Here is a 19,902-nt window from a genome sequence, read left to right as displayed (position 1 = left end):
GGCTCGCTCAACGACCGGGGAGGGTGCGCGGGGTCGCTCGACGACCGGGAAGGGTCAGCTGGAGCGGGTGAGGTTGCCCAGCTCGGCGCCCGACGCGTCCATGATCACGAGCACATCGCCGTCGAGTTCGACCGCGCGCACCCCGCGCATCCAGTCGTCGACGCCGGGGCAGGCCTTCAGGGTCGAGGCGAACCGGACGAGGTCGACGCGGTCGCCGTTCACCGAGTAGGTCGTGCTGACGCCGTTGCATCCGTCGCTGCCGGTGACGGTGCCGTCGGCGGCGAACTCGAGGTGGGGCTGGCCAGCCGCATTCTCACCCCAGAGCCCGACGAGCTTCTCGACGACGGCAGCCTCTTCGCTGTTCGGCTCGGGAGTCGAGGTCGGGGCGTCGCCGGGCGCGCCGGTCGCGCACGCCGTGGCCAGCAGGGCGAAGGCTCCCAGCATCGCGACGCCGACGAGGTTCCGTGCTCTGCGGTGGGTGCTCATGGTGGCCATGGTAACCGGGTCGGTCGCCAGAATATTGGGTTCTCAGCGGATTCGGCGGTGCGGAGAAGCGGATGCCCGACCGCGGCGCCTCGCGCGTATAACCCGGAAACGAGTGCCAGGTCAACTGGCAAAATTCTGGTAAACAATTTCCCCATTCTGTGGATTTACTGGGTACTCTGCTGGAGATCCCTGTTCGTCCCGACGGGCAGGATCCTGCTTGTCGGGGGGCCAGCGTCGCAGTTCACGCCTCCACCGGGAGGCGGCCGGTTCTGTGCTCCGTGCGCGTGCCGGAACTGAAACTGACTGACGATCCGTGACCAGCAAGGACATACATCACATGAAGCACAGAGGGACAGGTCGACGCCCGCTGGCGTTGACCGCCGCCACCACTCTCGCCCTGTCGGGCCTCTTCCTGGGAGCGCCCGTGGCGTTCGCGGAGGACGGCGCAGATCAGACGCCCGCGACGGACGCATCGAGCCAGAGCGGCCCCGACGCAGAGATCCTCGAGGCGACGAAGCAGGCAGCAGACGAAGGCGTCGAGGTCGTCGCCTTCGGTACGACGGCAGACGGCAGCGGAGTCGTCGTCGTCACCGCTGACAGCCCGACCAGTGGGGCTGCGATCGACAACGTCGCCGCGAAGGCCGACCTGACCGACGCCTCTGTCGTCACGGTCGACCGCGTTCTCTCGGCGTTCGACGAGGGCGATGTCGTCGGTGGCCAGGGCTACCTGTCCGTCGCCCCCGATCTCGAAGGCTTCCTCGCGAACGAGCCGGGCAGCGCAGCGTGGTCGTGCTCGATCGGCTTCGCGGCGTTCTCGCCCGCGGGTGCCCCGGCGCTCCTGAGCGCGGGACACTGCGCGTTCGACGACAACGATGAGCCCCTCATCGACACGACGCTTTCGGTGCCCAGCAGCGAAGACGCAGCCGGCAGCGATCAGGTCGAGCTGCCCAGCACGATCGACCTCCTCGGCACGTTCGGCTTCGCGCAGTTCGGTGGCGCGAACGGCAGCCTCGGCTCGAACGGCGACACGACGGCGACCGACATCTCGGTCATCGACATCGACCCGGAGTCGGGCTTCACCCCGGTCCCCGCGGTCACCGACTGGACCACGGCCGGAGACTCCCTGAGCTCGCTCGCCGACAGCGTCGTCGAGATCAAGTCGGTCGCGGCTCCGTCGCTCGGCGAGGTCTCGAAGAGCGGTCGCACGACCGGCTTCACCACCGGCACGGTCGACAGTGACGACATCCTCGACGGCTGGGCGAGCATCAGCGGTCACTGGGTGCAGGGCTTCTCGAGCAACACGCTCGCGGGCCCCGGCGACTCCGGCGGCGCGGTCATCCAGGGCAACGCGGCCGTCGGCCTCATCTCCGGCGGATCCGAAGCGACCGAGACCGAAGAGCAGTTCACCTGGGCGGCATCGCTCGTGACCGCTCTCCCGAAGACCGACGGCTACGAGATCGCACTCGACCTCGACGCACCGGTCGTGTCCAGCCCGGCTGACGGCGCAGAGGTCAACCCCGGCGCAGCCATCACCGGAACCGCGCCCGGCGCCGAGACGGTCACCGTCAGCGGCTACGGCGCAGAGCAGACCGTCGAGGTCGTCGACGGCGCGTTCTCCTTCGTCGGACCGGTCGAGCTCGGTGACGCGACGATCAGCATCACCGCGGTGAACGGCTTCAGCACGTCGTCGGCCACCACGCTCGACCTGACCGTCGTGCCGGCACCGCTGGTCGCACCGGTCATCACCTCGCCGGCTGACGGCGCCACGCTGAACGAGACCGTCACCGCGGTCAGCGGAACCGGTCTGCCGACCTCCGAGATCACGGTGCGCGACGCCGAGGGCGAGTCCCTGGGCACGACCACCGTCGCCGCAGACGGTTCCTGGACCGTCGACGACCTGAGCCTGAAGTACGGCTCGCACAGCATCGTCGTGACCCAGAGCCGCACGCTGGACGGAGAGACCGAGGTCTCGCCCCAGGCGACCGCGACGTTCTCCGTCATCCCCGTCTCGCCGGCCGTGACCTCGGTCGCCAACGGCGCGGAGTTCCCGCACGACGGTGGACCCTCGGTGCTCTCGGGCACGGGCATCAGCGGCGCTGAGGTCACCGTGACGCTCACCGGCGCTGAGCCGGCTCCGGCGGGCACGACGGCAGCACTCGCGGCATCCTTCGCCGCAGCCAGCGGAACGTTCACGGCCACGGTCGAGAGCGGATCGTGGGCTGTCGACTTCGGCGCGGCTCTGCAGCCCGGCACGTACACCGTCTCGGTCACCCAGGCCATCACCGGCGTCGCCTCGGCGCCGACCGACGTGGCGTTCTCCGTCCTCGCGGCTCCGGTCGCCGGTGGCGGTGGTGCGGCTCCGGGTGAGGGTGGCGCAGCTGCTCCCGGTGAGGGCGGCCTCGCGAACACCGGTGGTGACGTGATCGTCCCGCTCTCCGCAGCGGCCATCGCTCTCGCACTGCTCTCGGGCGGCTTCCTGCTGCTCGCTCGCCGTCGCCAGACGATCGAGAGCTGATCCTCTCAGCCTGAACACGAAGAAGCCCGGTATCGATCGATACCGGGCTTCTTCGTGTTCAGGGGTACCGGGCGCTCAGGCCAGTTCGATGACCGACCACGACAGCGGCGGAAGAGTCGCACGCACCGCGCCGTCGACGACCTCGGCGGCAGCGAGCGGCACCATGTGCACGGCATCCTGCGTCGTCTCGAGGTTCGACGTGAGGCGGTCGCCGCCCTCGGGGATCGTCAGCGTCTCGGCGTTGACGACGCGCAGACCGGTGAGGCCGCGGAGGTCGACGGTGAGGTCGCTCTCCTCGTCCAGCGAACGGTTCGCGACGAAGACGACCACGCGTCCGGTCTCCTCGTCCCAGGTGGCGGCCGCGTCGATCGCGTCGACCCCGCCGTAGCGCTTCGTCTCGATCTGCGGGGCCGACACCGCGAGGCGCAGGATGCGGCCCTTCGCCAGGCGCGCCATGCGCTCGAAGGGCCAGAAGCTCGTCTGACGCCAGGCCGGACCGTTCTCCTCCGAGCGGATCGGCGCGATCACGTTCACCAGCTGTGCCTGGTTGGCGATCTTCACGCGGTCACCGTGGCGCAGCAGGCTGTTCAGCAGCGTGCCGACGACGACGGCATCCGTCACGTTGTAGGTGTCCTCGATGACGCGCGGATGCTTCTTCCACCCCGCCTTCGCGATCTCCACCGACTCGACGTCGTTGAACTTCACCTGGTCCCACACGTTCCACTCGTCGAACGAGATGTCGACCTGTTTCGTGTGCTTGCCCGCGGCCTTCACGGCGTCGATCGTCGCGATGACGCCGTCGATGAATGCATCCATGTCGACGGACTCCGCGAGGAACGACTCGGCGTCGCCGTCGTGCTCCTGGTAGTACGCGTGCATCGAGACGAAGTCGACCTCGTCGTACGCGTGTGTGAGCACGGTGTGCTCCCAGGTGCCGAACGTGGGCATCGATCGGGCCGACGAGCCGACCGCGACGAGTTCGATCGTCGGGTCGACCAGCTTCATGGCCTTGGCCGACTCCTGGGCCAGGCGGCCGTACTCGGTCGCGGTCTTGCCGCCGATCTGCCACGGGCCGTCGAGCTCGTTGCCCAGGCACCACAGCTTGATGTCGAACGGCTGCTCGGCGCCGTTCTTGCGACGCAGGTCGGACCAGTAGGTGCCGCCCGGGTGGTTGGCGTACTCGACGAGCGACCGTGCCTCCTCGACGCCGCGGGTGCCGAGGTTGATCGCCTCCATGACCTCGACGTCGGCCTCCTTCGCCCAGTCCATGAACTCGTGCAGACCGAACGCGTTGGTCTCGATCGTGTGCCATGCGCCGTCGATGCGCACCGGGCGGTCCTCGACCGGGCCGACGCCGTCTTCCCAGCGGTAGCCCGAGACGAAGTTGCCGCCGGGGTAGCGGACCACGGTCGGACCCATCTCCTTCACGAGGGCGAGCACATCCTGACGGAAGCCGCGCTCGTCGGCCTGCGGGTGCCCCGGCTCGTAGATGCCGGTGTAGACGCAGCGACCCATGTGCTCGACGAATGACCCGAAGAGCCTCCGGGGGACGTCGGCGATGGTGAAATCGCGGTCGATGGTGATGCGGGCCTGAGACATTGCTCTCCTTGTATCTGGCTCTGTGGCCGGTTGTGGCTCTGTGGCCGGGTGGGGGGACTACTGACCGCCGAAGCCGCTGGTCGCGACGCCCTTGACGATCTGCTTCTGGAAGATGATGAACACGATGATGAGCGGCAGCGCCGCGAGCACGGCCTGGGCCATGACCTGCGCGTACTGCACGCCGTAGGCGCTGATCACGGTCTGGAGGCCGACGGGCAGCGTCATCAGCGTGGTGTCGTTGATGACGAGGAACGGCCAGAGGAAGTTGTTCCAGGCGCCGATGAACACGAAGATCGCGACGGATGCCAGGATCGGCCGCGAGAGCGGCAGCACGATCGACCAGAAGATGCGCAGCCGGCTGGCGCCGTCGACGCGGGCCGCGTCTTCGAGCTCGATCGGGATCGCGTCGAAGAACCTCTTCAGGATGAACACCATGGCAGGGGCGACGACCTGCGGGAGGATCAGGCCCCAGTAGGTGTCGATCATGTTGAACGCGAGCATCTGGTAGAAGAGCGGGATGATCAGCACCTGCGGCGGCACGACGATCGACGCGATGACCGCGACGAACAGCCACTTGCGGCCGGTGAAGTCGAGCCGCGAGAAGGCGTACGCCGCGAGGGCCGAGATCGCCAGGGTGATCAGGGTCACCGCGATCGACGTCCACAGGCTGTTGAACGCCCAGGTGTAGACGTTGCCCTGCGACAGGATCGCCGTGAACGCCTCGACCGTCGGACCGGAGGCGCCGATCCACGAGGGGTCGCCGCTGGCGGCATCCGTCTCGGTCTTGAAGGCGGTCGCGACTGCCCAGAGGAACGGCAGCAGCCAGCCGATCGCGAGGACGATCAGCACGATGAGGGCGCTGATGCGCAGGGCGCCGAACGGCTTCTGACCGGGGAGGTGCGAGCGACGGGCGCGCGGAGGCCTGCCCGTGGGCGTGGTGATGGTTTCGGTGAAGGTGGCGGAGGACATCACAGCTGCTCCTTCCGGCGGCGCGAGATCAGAGCCTGCGCGACGCCGATGATGACGATGAGAGCGAAGAACACATAGGAGATCGCGGCCGAGTAGCCGAATCGGTAGCTGACGAAGCCCGCTTCGTAGATGTACTGGACGATCGAGCGGGTGGTGTCGCTCGCGACGCCGCCGAGCATCTGGTACGCCTGATCGAACAGCTTCAGCGATGCGAGGATCTGCAGGATCAGGATCAGCACGGTCGCCGGACCCAGCTGGGGGAGCGTGATCGACCAGAACTGCCGCCAGGGGCCCGCGCCGTCGAGGGAGGCGGCCTCGTACTGCTGCGGCGGGATGTTCTGCATCGCCGCCAGGTACAGCAGGAAGTTGAAGCCGACCGTCCACCAGACCGTCGCGATCACGATCGACAGCATGTTCGTGTCGGGGTTCTGCAGCCAGGCCAGCGGTTCGAGACCGAAGGCTTTCAGGATGTTGTTCGCGGCGCCGATCTGCGGGTTGAAGATCCAGACCCAGATCTGCGAGATCACGGTCGAGGCGAGCAGATACGGCATGAAGAACGACAGCCGCCACAGCCACTGGCCGGGGATGCCGCGGTCGACGAGCGCCGCCATCAGCAGCGCGACCACGACGAGCGGCACGGTCGAGAGCAGCGTGAACCACACCGTGTTGCCCATCGACTGCCACATCTTGGGGTCGGTGAGCGCCTCGGCGTAGTTCGCGAACCCGATGAACGAGCCACCGGCGCCGGTGAGCGACTGGTCGGTGAAGCTGAGGATGACGCCGTGCACGATCGGCCAGACGAGGAACAGCGCGAAGGCGACGAGGAACGGGGCGAGGAACGCCCAGCTGATCAGCTGCTCGCGGTTGCGGGAGGAGCCGGCGCGGCGGGCCGGGAATGCGGCCTTGGAGCCGGTGACGATCGTGCGGGTGGAGTCGGTCGCGGTGGTCATGATGCGAACGTCCCCTCAGGGTCTGCCGGGTTCGGCTGTCGGAGCAGGGCGTTGACGCGTGTCTCGAAGCGGTCGACCGCGGCGGCAGGGTCGTCGCCCGACAGCAGCACGCCCTGCACGGCGGCGCCGAACTCGCCCTGGAAGTTCGAGCCGCTGCCGGTGAACCAGGCGGTCGGATCGTAGACCACGTGCTGTGCGGCCTCGGCGTAGTGCGCCTGCGGGATCAGGTCGGCGTACTCGGGCGACTCGGTCACGGGAAGGTAGGCGGGGATGTGCCCGGCCTCGGCCCAGCCGAACGAGCCCTTCAGCATGTCGGCGACGAACTGGTAGGTCAGCTCGCGCTTCTGCTCGTCGGCGTTGGTCTGGTGCGGCAGCACGAACGAGTGCGAGTCGGCGTAGACCGCGGGGGTGCCGTAGAGCGTGGGGATCATGGTCGCGTCGAAGGGGAGATCGGCGCTCTGCATGGTGCGCAGCTCCCAGACGCCGGTGAACAGCATCCCGCTCTTGCCGGTCGCGAACTCTGCCACCGCGCTGCCGTAGTCGGCCTGCGCGAGGGCGATCTCACCGTCGAGCAGGGTGCGCATGAGTGTGAGCGATTCGACCGCGGCATCCTTGTCGATCACCGCTTTGCCGCCGGCAGGAAGCTCCATGGCGCCGCCGTGCTGCGAGTAGAAGGTGTAGAACAGGCGCCACATCTGCGCGCCGTCGCCGAGGTAGCCGTACGAGAGCGCGTGGCCGTCGGCCTTGCCGCCGATCGTGCGCAGCTGGTCGAGGAACTCCTCGGGCGAGGAGGTCTCCTGTAGGCGCCCGTCGCTGTCGAGCACGCCCGCCGCGTCGCAGATGTCGGTGTTGAACATCGCCACGAACGGATGGGCGTCGAGCGCGATGCTGTACATGTTCTCGCCGACGAAGCCCTTCTCCCAGATGGGCTTCGGGAAGGTCGAGGCGTCGACGCCGAGGGCTGCGAGGCGGTCGAGATCCCACGTGTCGAGCAGGCCCCCCGGTGCCCAGCCGACGGTGCGCGTGGCGTGCATGATCGCGACATCGGGCGCCCGGCCGCCGGCTCCGGCCATGGCGAGCTTCGTGTAATAGGGCGTTCCCCACGCGAGGACGGTGGGGCGGATGCGGTATGCGTTCTGTGCCGCGTTGGCGGTGTCGAGCAGCTGCGACATCGTGACGCCGTCGCCGCCCGAGAGCAGGTGCCAGAACTGCAGGGTGGCGGCGTTCGCGCCGTTCGCGCCGGATACAGTGCCCGGCGCACAGCCGGCCAGCAGGGCTGCGGCGGCCGTGACGGAGGCGGCAGTGAGGAACTGCCGCCGAGACAGATCGAGCGGGGGTGTCATCGTCACTCCTTCGTGACTGCGGTCGGGATCGAGCTACATCATTACATCGATGTAATCGACTCGCAAGAGTCATCTCCGACTTTCGGATCGCACCGTGTGCGGCGACGGGCCGAGGCTCGGAGTCAGGGGCGGTAGCCGCGGGGCGTGCCGTCCGTGCTGGCTCGCTCGAGCAGGTGGTGCGACAGCGTGAGCGCGCGCGGCGGAGCGGCACGATCATCCATCCGCGACTCGAGCAGTCCGAGCGCGGCATCGGCGAAGGCGCGGCGATCGAACGCGATGGTGGTGAGAGACGGGGAGGTGTAGCGCGAGAACTCCACGTCGTCGAAGCCGGTCACGATCACGTCGTCGGGCACGCTGACGCCGTGATCGTGCAGGGCGTGCAGGGCGCCGAGCGCGAGGGTGTCGGTCAAGGCGACGATCGCGTCGAAGGCGACGGCGCGGCGGAACAGCGTCTCGACACCAGCGGCTCCGCCGGTCATCGACCAGGGCATCGGGTTGATCTCGAGCGCGGCGTCGCGGGGGATCCCGGCCTCGCGCAGAGCATCGTGCACGCCCTCGAGTCGGAGCCTGCTCGTCGCCGTCGCGACCGAGGGGTCATCGTCCGCACCGATCACGGCGATGCGCGTCGCGCCGCGGGACAGCACATGCCGCGTGGCGTCGGCAGCCGCACGTCTGCTATCGATGCGCACATGGTCGGCCCGGCTCTGCTCCACCTCGCCGATCACCACGAGCGGTGGCAGGTGATCACCGAATTCGAGCACGCTGTCTTCGAGACGGATCGGGTTCAGGATGAGTCCGTCGACGAGGTGGGCGCGGGCGCGCGAGACGAGCTCCTTCTCACGCTCGGGGTCGGTCGCGGTCTCCTCGATCTGCACGGCGAGGCCGCGTTCGTGCGCCGTCTCGACGATGCGGTGCAACAGCTCGGCCGAGAACGCGGTGGCGAGGTCGGGCAGCGCGACGGCGATGATGCCCGAGCGCCCCTTGCGGAGTCCGCGGGCGTTGAGATTGGGGACGAAGTCGAGCTGCGCCATCGCGGCCTCGACCTTGACGCGGGTCTCCTTGCGCACCGCGACGGTGCCGGTGACGACGTTCGAGACGGTCTTTATCGAGACTCCGGCCAGCGCCGCGACGTCCTTCATGGTCGCTCGGGGCGGTGGCGTCGCTGTCATGCGGTCAGCCTAGTCGGGCACCTCGGCGCGCCCGGTGCATCGATGGACAACCCGCAGCCGTGGCTAACATGGCGCCATGACGATCGAACGCAACTGGGCAGGCAACCTCACCTACCGAGCATCCGGAGTGGAGCACCCTGCGTCGGTCGACGAGCTGCAGGCGCTGCTCTCCCGAGGGGGCAGGGTGCGGATGCTCGGTTCGCGGCACTGCTTCAACGACATCGCCGACACCGACGGACTGCTGATCGTGCTCGATCGCATGCCCACGGTCTTCGAGGTGAACGAGGCGCGCGATGCCGTGCGCGTCTCGGGCGGCCTGCGGTACGGCGACATCGCTCCGCTGCTCGATGCCGAGGGGCTCGCGCTCGCCAATCTCGCCTCGCTGCCGCACATCTCGATCGCCGGGGCGGTGGCCACGGGTACGCACGGGTCGGGCGACGCGATCGGCTCTCTGGCCAGCGCGGTGCGCGCGCTCACGATCGTCACGCCCTCGGGTGAGGTGCGCGCGCTGCAGCGCGGCGACGACGACTTCGGCGGCGCAGTCGTGAGTCTGGGCGCGCTCGGCGCAGTGATCGACGTGACCCTCGACGTCGAACCGGCGTACGAGGTCGCACAGCACGTGTTCGAGCATCCGTCGTGGGACGCGATCCTCGCCGACTTCGACGAGGTGACGAGCATCGGCACGAGCGTGAGCATCTTCTCGCGCTGGGAGCGCACCGACGTCGCCGACCAGATCTGGGTCAAGCAGCGGCAGCCCGAGGCACGCGAGATCGCCCGCGCCGACCTCTTCTCGCGCATCGACGGCGAAGCGGCGACCGCCAAGCGGCACCCCATCATCGGCGTCGACCCGGTCGCCTGCACCGAGCAGCTCGGAGTGCCGGGGCCGTGGTTCGAGCGCCTCGCGCACTTCAAGCTCGAGTTCACCCCGTCTGCGGGTGCCGAGATCCAGAGCGAGTACTTCGTGCCGCGCGCCGATGCCGTGGCCGCGATCCAGGCCGTGCGCACGCTCGCCGGTCAGATCGCGCCGCTGCTTCTCGTCAATGAGATCCGCACGGTCGCCGCCGACGAGCTGTGGCTCAGCTCCTCGCACGGAACGGATGCCGTCGGCATCCACTTCACCTGGAAGCCCGACGAAGCGGCGGTGCGCGAATTCCTGCCCACGCTCGAGGCCCTGCTGCCGGCCACGGCCCGCCCGCACTGGGGCAAGGTGTTCACGCTCGACGGCGCCGAGGTGCGCTCGCGGTACGAGCGCTGGGAGGACTTCGCGGCGCTCGCCGCCCGGTTCGACCCCGAGCGCCGGCTCGTGAACCCGTATCTGGAGCGCCTCGGGCTGTAGCGGCATCCATTGCACCACCGCGGTTGTTCTCGGTAACATTTCCCGAGGTTCGGCCGACGGAGGTGCGCATGGCGAACGTCGGCTCCGACAAGCCCAACATCCGCCAGGTCGCGACCATCGCCGGTGTGTCTCATATGACCGTGTCGCGAGTGCTCAACGATCACCCGAACATCAAGCCCGACACGCGGCGACGTGTGCTCGAGGCAATCGAGGAGCTCGACTACCGGCCCAATCTCGTTGCCAGAGCGCTGGCGACCCAGCGCACCCGACGCATCGGTGTCATCGTAGAGAGCGCGGTGGCGCACGGCCCGACCAGCATCCTCCGTGCGGTCGAGCTGTCGGCGCGTGCCGCGGGGTACTCGGTCACTCCGATCGCGCTGCATGAGGGCGATGCGCTGTCTCCGCAGGAGGCCGTCGACAACCTCGTCACGCAGGGTGTCGACGCGCTCTGCGTGATCGCGCCGCGATCGTCGTCCGTCGCCGCCCTTCGCCGCATCGCGATCGCGGTGCCGATGCTGGTCGTCAAGGCTGACGCCGATCCGACCTTCCTCACCGTGTCGATCGACCAGCACGCCGGCACGACGCTGGTCGTCGACCATCTCGTCGCGCTCGGCCATCGCGACATCCTGCATCTCTCCGGCCCTCTGGACTGGCTGGACGCCAGGGCCAGGGAGCGCGCGTTCCACTCGAGGGCGAAGTCGTGGGGCATCCGCGAGCGCCCGATCGTCGTCGGCGACTGGTCTGCCGACTTCGCCTACGATTTCGCGAAGGGACTGACGCGCCTGCCCGAGTACACGGCGATCTTCGCCGCCAATGATGACATGGCGATCGGTCTGATCCACGGCCTGCACGACCGCGGCTTCGAGGTGCCCACCGATCTCAGCGTGGTCGGTTTCGACGACATCCCGCTCGCCCGGCATTTCGTGCCGCCGCTCACGACCGTGCGGCAGGACTTCGGCGCGCTCGGCGTCTCGGTCGTCGAGATGCTGCGCGCGGCGATCGAGGGACGCGACATCCCCGCGCTCACCCGCATCCCGACCGAACTCGTGGCGCGCGCCTCGTCGGCCGCGGCGCGGGAGGTGCGATGACACCCGACCGTGGTCCCGAGCCGATCGTGCGGCTCGAGGGCATCACGGTCGAGTTCCCCGGCGTACGTGCGCTCGACGATGTCGACTTCCGCCTGTTCGCCGGCGAGGTGCATGCCGTCATGGGCGAGAATGCGGCGGGCAAGTCGACTCTCGTCGGCGTGATCACCGGCACGCACACGCCGCACGCGGGTGCGGTGTTCGTCGACGGCGAGCCACGCCGCTTCGGCGGAGTCGCCGACAGTCGAGCCGCCGGAATCGCCACCGTGTTCCAGGAGGCGCAGCTGAGTCCGAACCTCAGCGTCGCCGAGAACGTGATGCTCGGGCGAGAGCGCCGAGGGCGATTCGGCATCGACTGGCGACGCACCAGGGCGGATGCCGCCGAGGCGCTCGCGCGGCTGGGACTCGACGACCTCGATCCCAAGACGCCGCTGTCGGTGCTGACGCCTGCGCAGAAGCAGCTCGTGGCTCTCGCCCGAGCCGTCGTCGACGAGCCACGGGTCCTGGTGCTGGATGAACCCACCTCGAGCCTCGACGTGGCAGAGGTCGCCACACTGATGCGCGTCATCCGTGGGCTCCGACAGCGCGGGGTGGCGATCCTGTTCATCTCGCACTTCCTCGAGCAGGCCTTCGCGATCAGCGATCGGATGACAGTGCTGCGAGGTGGCAGTCGGGTCGGCGAGTACGCCACCCGCGACCTGGATCGCGCCGACCTGATCTCGAAGATGCTCGGCAAGGACATCGACAGCCTCCGGGCCCTCGGTTCGGAGCGCAAGGCGCACCACTACTCGTCCGACGGCCAGCCCGCGCTGCAGGCCTCGGACATCGGCCGCCGGGGGGAACTCGAGCAGATGGACATCGAGATCCAGCGGGGTGAGATCGTGGGGCTGGCCGGGCTCCGAGGCTCCGGGCGCACCGAGGTCGCCTCGCTCCTGAGCGGTGCTGTGCGAGCAGACAGCGGAGTGCTCTGGGTCGACGGCGAGCAGGTGCAGCTGCGCAGTCCGTCGGTCGCACTGCGCCATCGGATCGCGCTGTCCGCGGAGAATCGCGGCACGCAGGGCATCATCGGCGAGCTGACGGCGAGAGAGAACATGATCCTCTCACTGCAGGCGTTGCGCGGGTGGTCGCGACCGCTCTCGCAGGCCGAGGCGTCGGCGCTCGTCGAGACCTACGTCGAGGCGCTGCATCTGGACCCGGCGGACCTCGATCGACCGGTCGAACTGCTGTCCGGCGGCACCCAGCAGAAGATCCTGCTCGCTCGGGCGCTGGCCGTGCGCCCGCACGTGCTGATCCTCGACGAGCCCACGCGCGGTATCGACATCGCCGCGAAGCTCGACGTCCAGCGCCGCATCAGCCAGCTGGCCGGCGACGGCGTCGCGGTGGTCTTCATCTCGTCAGAGCTCGAAGAGGTGGTGCGGCTGAGTGACCGCATCATCGTGCTCAAGGACCGCGAGAAGATCGGCGAGCTCAGCAACGGTCCCGGCGTCACGGTCGACACGGTGGTCGAGATGATCGCGGCAGAGTTGAGCCACAGCGCTGAACTGTGATCGGTAACAAGATCAAGCGACACTGATCTCACCGATTTCGTAACGAACTCTTGTGTTCAAGAAAATGTTCCCGGTAACATCACCGCAGGACACGCGGTGCAGGTGTCCTGCAATCACGACAGGACCATGACGGTTCCACCATTGCCGGAGTGACTCCCGGCGTCTCAAAGAGGAGAAGAAATGTCCGCGAAGAAGCGCATCCGCATCGCGTTCGGCCTGGCAGCAGTCGGCGCACTCACCATCGGCCTTGCGGCCTGCTCGACCGGCGACTCGGGTGGCGAGGGCGGTGGGTCGGACGAGCTCACCACCGTCGGCTTCGTCGCCGTCGGTCCCGAGGGTGCGTGGCGTGAGGCCAACGAGCAGAACATCCAGGACACCTTCACCGAAGATGCCGGATACGACCTCAAGTACGCACCCGCCACCAACCTCGACCAGAAGTCGCAGATCGACGCGTTCACGTCGTTCGTCGACGAGGGCGTCGATGTCATCCTGCTGTCGGCCACCGAGGCCTCCGGCTGGGAGGACTCGCTCAAGCGCGCACAGGAGGCGGAGATCCCCGTGATCCTGCTCGACCGCGGCATCGAGCCCGACGACGACAGCCTGTATGTGACCCGCATCGCCCCCGACAACGTCGAGGTCGCGAAGGAGGTCGGCACCTGGGCCGCCGCCACGTTCCCCGACGGCGGCAACTACGTCGTGCTCGAGGGGCCGGCGGGCGTCGGCGTCGTGAACGAGCGCAACACCGGATTCGACGAGGGGCTCGGCGACTCGTCGCTCACCAAGCTCGACGCGCAGACCGCGAACTGGTCGGCCGAAGAGGGCAAGAGCGTGTTCGAGACCATGCTGAAGTCCTCGGGCAACGACATCCAGCTCGTGTTCGCACAGAACGACGAGATGGGTCTCGGAGCCGCTCAGGCTGCCGAGGAGGCCGGCCTCGTCGTGGGTGAGGATGTCAAGATCGCCACGATCGACGGTACGAAGAACGCCATGCAGGCGCTCGCTGACGGCCAGCTCAGCTACGTGCACGAGTACAACCCGCTGTTCGGGGAGACCGCACTCGAGGTCGTCGAGAAGGCCCTCGCGGGCGAGGACGTCGACTCGTACATCGTCGTCCCCAGCGAGGCGTTTGACTCGGCCGAGGCGGCCCAGGCCGTGCTCGCCGACCGCAAGTACTGACCGAGCACCGAACCCGACGCCGGAGTGATCCGGCAGCGAGCCCGGGTGGGGCGGGAGCACTGCGCCACCCGGGTTCTGCAGACGGAGAGACAGCGATGAACGAAGCACTGCCCATCGTCGAGATGCGCGGGATCTCGATCGAGTTCCCTGGCGTGAAAGCCCTCGACGGGGTCGATTTCCGGCTTTTCCCGGGCGAGGTCCACGCGCTCATGGGAGAGAACGGCGCCGGAAAATCGACCCTGATCAAAGCCCTGACCGGTGTCTACCGGATCGACTCCGGGTCGATCGTCGTCGCAGGTCAGGAGCGCAGCTTCGGCGTAGCGGGGGACGCGCAGGATGCCGGGATCTCGACGGTGTACCAAGAAGTCAACCTCGCCCCGAACCTGTCGATCGGTGAGAACGTGATGCTCGGCCACGAGCTGCGAGGTGTGTTCGGCATCAACTGGGCGGCCACGCATCGCGCCGCGACCGAAGCCCTCGATCGGCTCGGACTCGGGCGCCTCGACACGCGCCGACCGCTCTCGACTCTGTCGATCGCCATGCAGCAACTCGTCGCGATCAGTCGAGCGATGGCGATCAAGGCCAAGGTGCTCATTCTCGACGAGCCGACCTCCAGCCTCGACGCCGCGGAGGTCGAGGGGCTCTTCACCGTGATCCGGGCGCTGCGCGACCAGGGTGTCGCGATCCTCTTCGTCTCGCACTTCCTCGACCAGGTCTATGCGATCAGCGACCGACTGACGGTGCTGCGCAACGGACGGTACGAGGGCGAGTACCTCACCCGAGACCTCGACCGCCACGCCCTCATCTCGACCATGATCGGCAAGGACCTCGACGCGCTCACGTCGCTGGGGGGCAACCGCCGTCGCGCACCGCGAGACGCCGACGAGAAGCCGCTGCTCGCGGCATCCGGTATCGCGAGACGGGGCGCGGTCGAAGCGACCGACCTCGACATCCTCCCCGGCGAGGTGATCGGCTTCGCCGGTCTGTTGGGCTCCGGGCGCACCGAGCTCGCCCGGCTGCTCTACGGGGCAGATCGCGCCGACGAGGGGACGCTCGAACTGCACGGCCGCACAGTCGACCTGCGCTCTCCCGCCGACGCGCTGCCTCGTCGGATCGCGTTCTCGACCGAGAACCGCCGTGACGAGGGGATCATCGGAGACCTGACCGTGCGCGAGAACATCATCCTGGCGGTGCAGGCTGAGCGGGGCTGGGCGCGGCCGATGAGCCGCAAGGAGCAGGATGTGATCGTCGACCGCTACATCGCGCAGTTCAACGTCAGGCCGGCAGACCCCGATCGGATGATCAAGAACCTCTCCGGCGGCAACCAGCAGAAGGTGCTGCTCGGGCGCTGGCTCGCGACGCAGCCCGAGCTGCTGATCCTCGACGAGCCGACGCGCGGCATCGATGTGGGCGCGAAGGCGGAGATACAGGAGGCAGTGGCCGAGCTCGCGGAAGACGGTGTCGCTGTCGTGTTCATCTCGTCGGAGCTCGAAGAGGTCGTGCGGCTCTCCGAGCGGATCGTGGTGCTCAAGGACCACCGCAAGATCGGCGAGATCCAGAACGGCCCCGACGTGACAGCCCAGGTGATCGTGGATGTGATCGCCGCTCACGGGGTGGAGGCTGCCGCGGACACCCTCGACGACGCCGACGGCGCACTGCCGGATACCATCGGCCACACGACCGACAAGGAGGCAGCGCGATGACCGCGTCAGCCGGCACCACCATCTGGCGGGATCTGATCCACAAGCCGTTCTTCTGGGGCATCGTCGCGATCCTCGCGCTGCTCGCCTTGAACGTCATCAAGGACCCGACCTACCTCGCGCTCTCGATCAACCCCAACAACGGCAACCTCGTCGGCAACCTCATCGACATCCTGCGCCAGGCGGCGCCGATCATGATGATCGCGATCGGGATGTCGCTCGTGATCGCCACCGGTGGCATCGACCTCTCTGTCGGCTCGCTGATGGCCGTCGCCGGGGCTGTCTCGATGGAGTTCCTCAGCGCCGCAGGCGACTCCTTCGGCGCAGCACTCGCCGCGGTCGGACTCGCGCTGGTCATCACCGGCATCCTCGGGGCGGTCAACGGTCTGCTCGTCGCCTACGTCGGGCTGCAGCCTTTCATCGCCACGCTGGTGCTCATGCTCGCCGGTCGTGGCATCGCCAAGGTGATCACCGGCGGGCAGAACACGACGGCCTCCAACGATGCGTTCCGCTGGATCGCGAACGGCTTCGTGATCGGCATCCCCGTGGTGTTCATCCTCGCCGTGCTCATCGTGATCGCCGTCGGATGGGTCGTCAGGCGCAGCGCGCTGGGACTCATGATCGAGGCCATCGGCATCAACCCTCGGGCGAGTCGCATGGCGGGCATCAAGCCGAAGGGCCTGCTGCTCACCGCGTACATCATGAGCGGCATCCTCGCCGGCATCGCGGGCATCATGTCCGTCGGAAGTGTCATGACCGTCGACATCTCCCGTACCGGCTATCAGCTAGAGCTCGACGCGATCCTCGCGGTCGTCATCGGCGGCGCGTCGTTGGCGGGCGGAAAGTTCTCGCTCAGCGGCGCGTTCGTCGGAGCACTGCTGATCGCCACCCTCGACAAGACCGTGCTGTATCTCGGCGTCTCGTCGTCCGCGACCCCGGCCTTCAAGGCCATCGTGATCGTGGTGCTGTGTCTGCTCCAGTCGCAGCGGGTGCGCAGCTGGTTCCGTCGACGCCGCAGGGAGCGACCGGTCGAACAGATCACCGTCAAGGAAGAGGTGTCCGCATGAGCGTCATGATCGCCGCGCCGGCTCCTCAGGCGACCGAAAGCGTCATCGACCGCCTGCGACGCATGATCACCGCGAATCCGTCGGTGCTGCCGACCATCGCATCGGTCGTCATCTTCGTCGGCATGGTGATCTTCGGTGAAGTCGCCTACGGCCGCATCCTGCAGTTCAACACCCTGTCGAACCTGCTCATCAACAACGCGCACCTCATCGTGCTCGCTGTCGCCCTGACCTTCGTGATCCTCACCGGAGGCATCGATCTCTCGGTGGGCTCGATCATCGCGGTCTCGTCGGTCGCGGGCGTCATGCTCTCGAACGCCGGGTGGAACGCCATCGCCGTGATCATCGCGATGATCGGCATCGGAGTGCTCTTCGGCATCGTGTCGGGTGTGCTGATCAGGTACTTCAACGTGCAGCCGTTCATCGCGACGCTGGCGATGATGTTCCTCGGGCGGGGCCTCGCCTCGCTGCTCAGCACCACACCCGAGCGGCTCGGCGAGGACTCGCCCATCCGCTGGATCGGCGCGCAGCTGAAGATCATCGACGGTCCCAAGGTCAACGACCTCGTGATCACCCCCGCGGTTCTCGTCGCGGTCATCGTCGTGGCCGCCGCGTTCTTCGTGCTGCACCGCACGCGCACCGGGCGTACGGTCTACGCGATCGGCGGATCCGAGAGCTCGGCGCTGCTGATGGGACTGCCGGTGCACCGCACGAAGGTTCTCGTCTACGTGATCAGCGGCGCCCTCGCGGGCCTCGCCGCCGTGTTGTACACCGCGCGGCTCGGCACCGCGCAGAACATCACCGGCATCGGGTGGGAGCTCGATGCGATCGCCGCCGCGGTGATCGGAGGCACCGTGCTGACGGGTGCATACGGTTACGTGCTCGGCTCGGTCATCGGGGCACTGGTGCTCGGGCTCATGAACGTGCTGATCACCCGCGACGGAGGCATCCCACCCGAGATGACGACCATCATCACCGGCGGCATCCTGCTCGTATTCGTGCTGCTGCAGCGGGCGGTCACTCGAAAACGGGAGTAGCCCTCTCCGACTCACGCCGATGGCCCCCTGTCCGGTGGACAGGGGGCCATTTGCGTGCCCCCGGGGGCGGGTGTCGACCGCGGTCCGGCGGGGATCTCGGACGGCTGAGCCGCGTCGACCATGAAGCATCCCTGCACACCGGTATGTAGCGCATCAAGCCGCAGAAACGCCCCATGTGAAGACGTAAAGTCGTCATTCGGGCATTGGGGGAGGCGATGGCAGATGTGGAAACGGACGAGCTCCGCGCATTCGCGACGAAGGCCGCGGCTGTGCGGGGCGACTTCGGATCGCCCGTGGTCGCGCAGTCTTCGGGGCTGGGCGAGGACTGGGTCGATGCGGCGGTGGCCCGATTCGGCGACACCTGGACGACCGCGCTGGGGCGGCGCCTCGGGGATGTCGACATGTTGGCGGAGAACCTGCGGCAGACAGCCGAAATCTTCGACCGGGGTGACGAGGCATCGAGCAGCGAACTCGACCACATGATCTGGTCGGAGAGCGACTACTGATGCCCGAGTTGGGGATGACGAACGACCCGGTCGCACTGATCCCGGGCTCGTATGCCGCAGCGCACACGGTCGCGTCCGCGTGGCGGTCTCGCTCAGAGGCTGCCACGACGCTTCGGGATGGGCTGCGGGGCCTCGAGGTCGATTCCGCGTGGACGGGGTACCCGCACGAGAAATACCTCGAGCGGGCCGAGTACGTGCGGTCGTCGTGGCAGAGATGCGGCGAGCACCTGATGAGCGCCGCCGCCGCCCTGTCGGCCTACGGAGATGCTCTGCGGTGGGCGCAGGACGAAGCGGCACGGGCAATCGACGTGTGGGAGCAGGCGGAGGCGGCGACGATCGCCGCGCACCAGGAGCACCGGGTGAAGGTGCGGGAGCTGGAGCGCGACCTCGGCCTGCGACACGTCGAGCTCGACGTCCCGTTCGTCGATGGCGGAGCGGACCTGCGCGCACAGGCCGTGGAGGTCTTGACCAACGCGCGGGGCGTGTTGGATCGCTACGCCGTGGATGCCGCGAACGCCATTCACGAGGCGGCCGATGCGGCGCCGCTGGAGACTCCGAAGCAGGCGGAGAGCACGAAGAACTGGGCGGTCGCGGGGGCGATCGGCACGGTCATGTTCGAGACCGCCGTGCTCAACCCGGCGATCGAGCAGCTGAACTTCATCGCCTCGATGGGCAGCGCCCTCATCAACCACCCCGACATCCTTCTCGAACTCCTCGGCGGAGTTGCGCTCGTCATCGGTGGCGGCACCATGATCGGCGGCGGAGGCGCCGTCGCGCTCACCGGAGTGGGAGCTGCACCCGGTGGCGGCGTCGCGTGGGCCGGAGCGGGGGTCGCCGGAGCCGGGCTCGCAGCGGCCTGGCACGCCAGCACCCGCTGGATGAACGAGGCGACCGGCGATGATGCCACCCGTATCGTGGAGCGTCCGCCACCGCACCCCGAGTACGGGGGTCGCGACATCAAGGGCCACTGGAACGGTGACGGGCAACGACCCTGGGTCGACACCGAGAAGATCGGACTGGATCGAGTCGCTGAGGATATTGGACAAGACGTCATTCGTGACAAGGTGCGTGCGAGCATCGAGGGCTATCACCACAAGCCGGACGCGACCGCCGATCAGATCAGGTACTACGACGGCTTCTTCGAGAATGCCGATGGGACGTATACCGGCATCGAGGTCAAGGGAGGCACCGGGGTCCGTGACGCAGCCCAGAAAGGGTTCGATAACACTGTCAGTCCCGAACGCCCTGCGACCGCCATTTACAACGGTAAGAGGATTGAGATCACTAGAGTGCAGCTGGAGACCGTTAAATGAATCAGCCCACACACATCCGACAGATCAACGACTCCACTCGTGGCGCACTCGTAGACTACGTCCGCCCGTATCCGGATCAAATTCGATTCTCTCTGAACCAGATGAAT

General features: G+C 67.8%; 16 protein-coding genes. 10 read left to right on the top strand and 6 right to left on the bottom strand.

Annotated features, from left to right (window positions below; translation table 11 throughout):
• Positions 1–54: 54 nt before the first annotated feature.
• The gene (locus tag HWD99_RS08985) at positions 55–486 is read right to left on the bottom strand and encodes an META domain-containing protein (RefSeq protein WP_241795899.1); all 432 of its coding nucleotides are present in this window, start codon (positions 484–486) and stop codon (positions 55–57) included.
• A gap of 337 nt (positions 487–823) precedes the next feature.
• Between HWD99_RS08985 and HWD99_RS08980 the strand changes: the two genes are divergently transcribed.
• The gene (locus tag HWD99_RS08980) at positions 824–3,001 is read left to right on the top strand and encodes an Ig-like domain-containing protein (RefSeq protein WP_241795898.1); all 2,178 of its coding nucleotides are present in this window, start codon (positions 824–826) and stop codon (positions 2,999–3,001) included.
• Between the two features lie 75 nt (positions 3,002–3,076).
• Here the strand turns inward: HWD99_RS08980 and HWD99_RS08975 are convergent, their stop codons facing one another.
• The 5 genes from HWD99_RS08975 to HWD99_RS08955 all read right to left on the bottom strand — a co-directional run bounded on the left by HWD99_RS08975 (position 3,077) and on the right by HWD99_RS08955 (position 9,031).
• The gene (locus HWD99_RS08975; RefSeq protein WP_241795896.1) at positions 3,077–4,600 is read right to left on the bottom strand and encodes an alpha-N-arabinofuranosidase; all 1,524 of its coding nucleotides are present in this window, start codon (positions 4,598–4,600) and stop codon (positions 3,077–3,079) included.
• A gap of 57 nt (positions 4,601–4,657) precedes the next feature.
• Positions 4,658–5,569, bottom strand: a complete 912-nt coding sequence (locus tag HWD99_RS08970; protein WP_241795895.1) for a carbohydrate ABC transporter permease — start codon at positions 5,567–5,569, stop codon at positions 4,658–4,660.
• Positions 5,569–6,519 (bottom strand): carbohydrate ABC transporter permease, encoded by a 951-nt coding sequence (locus tag HWD99_RS08965; protein WP_241795894.1) that lies wholly within the window; start codon positions 6,517–6,519, stop codon positions 5,569–5,571. The genes HWD99_RS08970 and HWD99_RS08965 overlap by 1 nt, the downstream gene beginning before the upstream one ends.
• Positions 6,516–7,862 (bottom strand): extracellular solute-binding protein, encoded by a 1,347-nt coding sequence (locus HWD99_RS08960; protein WP_241795893.1) that lies wholly within the window; start codon positions 7,860–7,862, stop codon positions 6,516–6,518. Before HWD99_RS08960 ends, HWD99_RS08965 begins: the two co-directional genes overlap by 4 nt.
• A gap of 122 nt (positions 7,863–7,984) precedes the next feature.
• Positions 7,985–9,031, bottom strand: coding sequence for a LacI family DNA-binding transcriptional regulator (locus HWD99_RS08955; RefSeq protein ID WP_241795892.1), 1,047 nt, complete (start codon positions 9,029–9,031; stop codon positions 7,985–7,987).
• A gap of 76 nt (positions 9,032–9,107) precedes the next feature.
• On the opposite strand from HWD99_RS08955, the gene HWD99_RS08950 reads away from it, so the two are divergent.
• The 9 genes from HWD99_RS08950 (at position 9,108) to HWD99_RS08910 (ending at position 19,795) form a co-directional block, all read left to right on the top strand.
• Complete coding sequence (locus HWD99_RS08950) at positions 9,108–10,367, top strand: D-arabinono-1,4-lactone oxidase (protein ID WP_241795891.1); 1,260 nt, start codon at positions 9,108–9,110, stop codon at positions 10,365–10,367.
• 68 nt (positions 10,368–10,435) lie between these two features.
• On the top strand, positions 10,436–11,455 hold the full coding sequence (locus HWD99_RS08945) for a LacI family DNA-binding transcriptional regulator (RefSeq protein WP_241795890.1): 1,020 nt from the start codon (positions 10,436–10,438) through the stop codon (positions 11,453–11,455).
• The gene (locus tag HWD99_RS08940; RefSeq protein WP_241795889.1) at positions 11,452–12,999 is read left to right on the top strand and encodes a sugar ABC transporter ATP-binding protein; all 1,548 of its coding nucleotides are present in this window, start codon (positions 11,452–11,454) and stop codon (positions 12,997–12,999) included. Before HWD99_RS08945 ends, HWD99_RS08940 begins: the two co-directional genes overlap by 4 nt.
• A 180-nt stretch (positions 13,000–13,179) precedes the next feature.
• Positions 13,180–14,175 carry a substrate-binding domain-containing protein gene (locus tag HWD99_RS08935; RefSeq protein WP_241795888.1) on the top strand — a complete coding sequence of 332 codons (996 nt, stop codon included), beginning with the start codon at positions 13,180–13,182 and terminating at the stop codon, positions 14,173–14,175.
• Between the two features lie 95 nt (positions 14,176–14,270).
• Positions 14,271–15,878 (top strand): sugar ABC transporter ATP-binding protein, encoded by a 1,608-nt coding sequence (locus HWD99_RS08930; protein ID WP_241795887.1) that lies wholly within the window; start codon positions 14,271–14,273, stop codon positions 15,876–15,878.
• Positions 15,875–16,942 (top strand): ABC transporter permease, encoded by a 1,068-nt coding sequence (locus HWD99_RS08925; RefSeq protein WP_241795886.1) that lies wholly within the window; start codon positions 15,875–15,877, stop codon positions 16,940–16,942. Before HWD99_RS08930 ends, HWD99_RS08925 begins: the two co-directional genes overlap by 4 nt.
• The gene (locus HWD99_RS08920; protein ID WP_241795885.1) at positions 16,939–17,976 is read left to right on the top strand and encodes an ABC transporter permease; all 1,038 of its coding nucleotides are present in this window, start codon (positions 16,939–16,941) and stop codon (positions 17,974–17,976) included. Before HWD99_RS08925 ends, HWD99_RS08920 begins: the two co-directional genes overlap by 4 nt.
• A gap of 215 nt (positions 17,977–18,191) precedes the next feature.
• A complete protein-coding gene (locus HWD99_RS08915) occupies positions 18,192–18,482 on the top strand; it encodes a type VII secretion target (RefSeq protein ID WP_241795884.1) in 291 nt (96 codons plus the stop codon).
• The gene (locus tag HWD99_RS08910) at positions 18,482–19,795 is read left to right on the top strand and encodes a putative T7SS-secreted protein (protein WP_241795883.1); all 1,314 of its coding nucleotides are present in this window, start codon (positions 18,482–18,484) and stop codon (positions 19,793–19,795) included. Before HWD99_RS08915 ends, HWD99_RS08910 begins: the two co-directional genes overlap by 1 nt.
• The last annotated feature ends 107 nt before the right edge of the window (positions 19,796–19,902 follow it).

Origin of the sequence: Microbacterium sp. C5A9 (assembly GCF_022627955.1) — a bacterium.
Classification (GTDB): domain Bacteria; phylum Actinomycetota; class Actinomycetes; order Actinomycetales; family Microbacteriaceae; genus Microbacterium.
Note: the sequence above shows the minus strand (reverse complement) of the source record. Positions and strands in the feature narration are given on the sequence as shown.

Bases quoted from the DNA above. Each gene is read 5' to 3' on its own strand.
- HWD99_RS08955 (WP_241795892.1), bottom strand. From the start codon at position 9,031: ATGACAGCGACGCCACCGCCCCGAGCGACCATGAAGGACGTCGCGGCG.
- HWD99_RS08925 (WP_241795886.1), top strand. From the start codon at position 15,875: ATGACCGCGTCAGCCGGCACCACCATCTGGCGGGATCTGATCCACAAG.
- HWD99_RS08965 (WP_241795894.1), bottom strand. From the start codon at position 6,519: ATGACCACCGCGACCGACTCCACCCGCACGATCGTCACCGGCTCCAAG.
- HWD99_RS08985 (WP_241795899.1), bottom strand. From the start codon at position 486: ATGAGCACCCACCGCAGAGCACGGAACCTCGTCGGCGTCGCGATGCTG.
- HWD99_RS08950 (WP_241795891.1), top strand. From the start codon at position 9,108: ATGACGATCGAACGCAACTGGGCAGGCAACCTCACCTACCGAGCATCC.
- HWD99_RS08915 (WP_241795884.1), top strand. From the start codon at position 18,192: ATGGCAGATGTGGAAACGGACGAGCTCCGCGCATTCGCGACGAAGGCC.
- HWD99_RS08975 (WP_241795896.1), bottom strand. From the start codon at position 4,600: ATGTCTCAGGCCCGCATCACCATCGACCGCGATTTCACCATCGCCGAC.
- HWD99_RS08970 (WP_241795895.1), bottom strand. From the start codon at position 5,569: ATGTCCTCCGCCACCTTCACCGAAACCATCACCACGCCCACGGGCAGG.
- HWD99_RS08940 (WP_241795889.1), top strand. From the start codon at position 11,452: ATGACACCCGACCGTGGTCCCGAGCCGATCGTGCGGCTCGAGGGCATC.
- HWD99_RS08945 (WP_241795890.1), top strand. From the start codon at position 10,436: ATGGCGAACGTCGGCTCCGACAAGCCCAACATCCGCCAGGTCGCGACC.
- HWD99_RS08930 (WP_241795887.1), top strand. From the start codon at position 14,271: ATGAACGAAGCACTGCCCATCGTCGAGATGCGCGGGATCTCGATCGAG.
- HWD99_RS08960 (WP_241795893.1), bottom strand. From the start codon at position 7,862: ATGACACCCCCGCTCGATCTGTCTCGGCGGCAGTTCCTCACTGCCGCC.
- HWD99_RS08910 (WP_241795883.1), top strand. From the start codon at position 18,482: ATGCCCGAGTTGGGGATGACGAACGACCCGGTCGCACTGATCCCGGGC.
- HWD99_RS08920 (WP_241795885.1), top strand. From the start codon at position 16,939: ATGAGCGTCATGATCGCCGCGCCGGCTCCTCAGGCGACCGAAAGCGTC.
- HWD99_RS08980 (WP_241795898.1), top strand. From the start codon at position 824: ATGAAGCACAGAGGGACAGGTCGACGCCCGCTGGCGTTGACCGCCGCC.
- HWD99_RS08935 (WP_241795888.1), top strand. From the start codon at position 13,180: ATGTCCGCGAAGAAGCGCATCCGCATCGCGTTCGGCCTGGCAGCAGTC.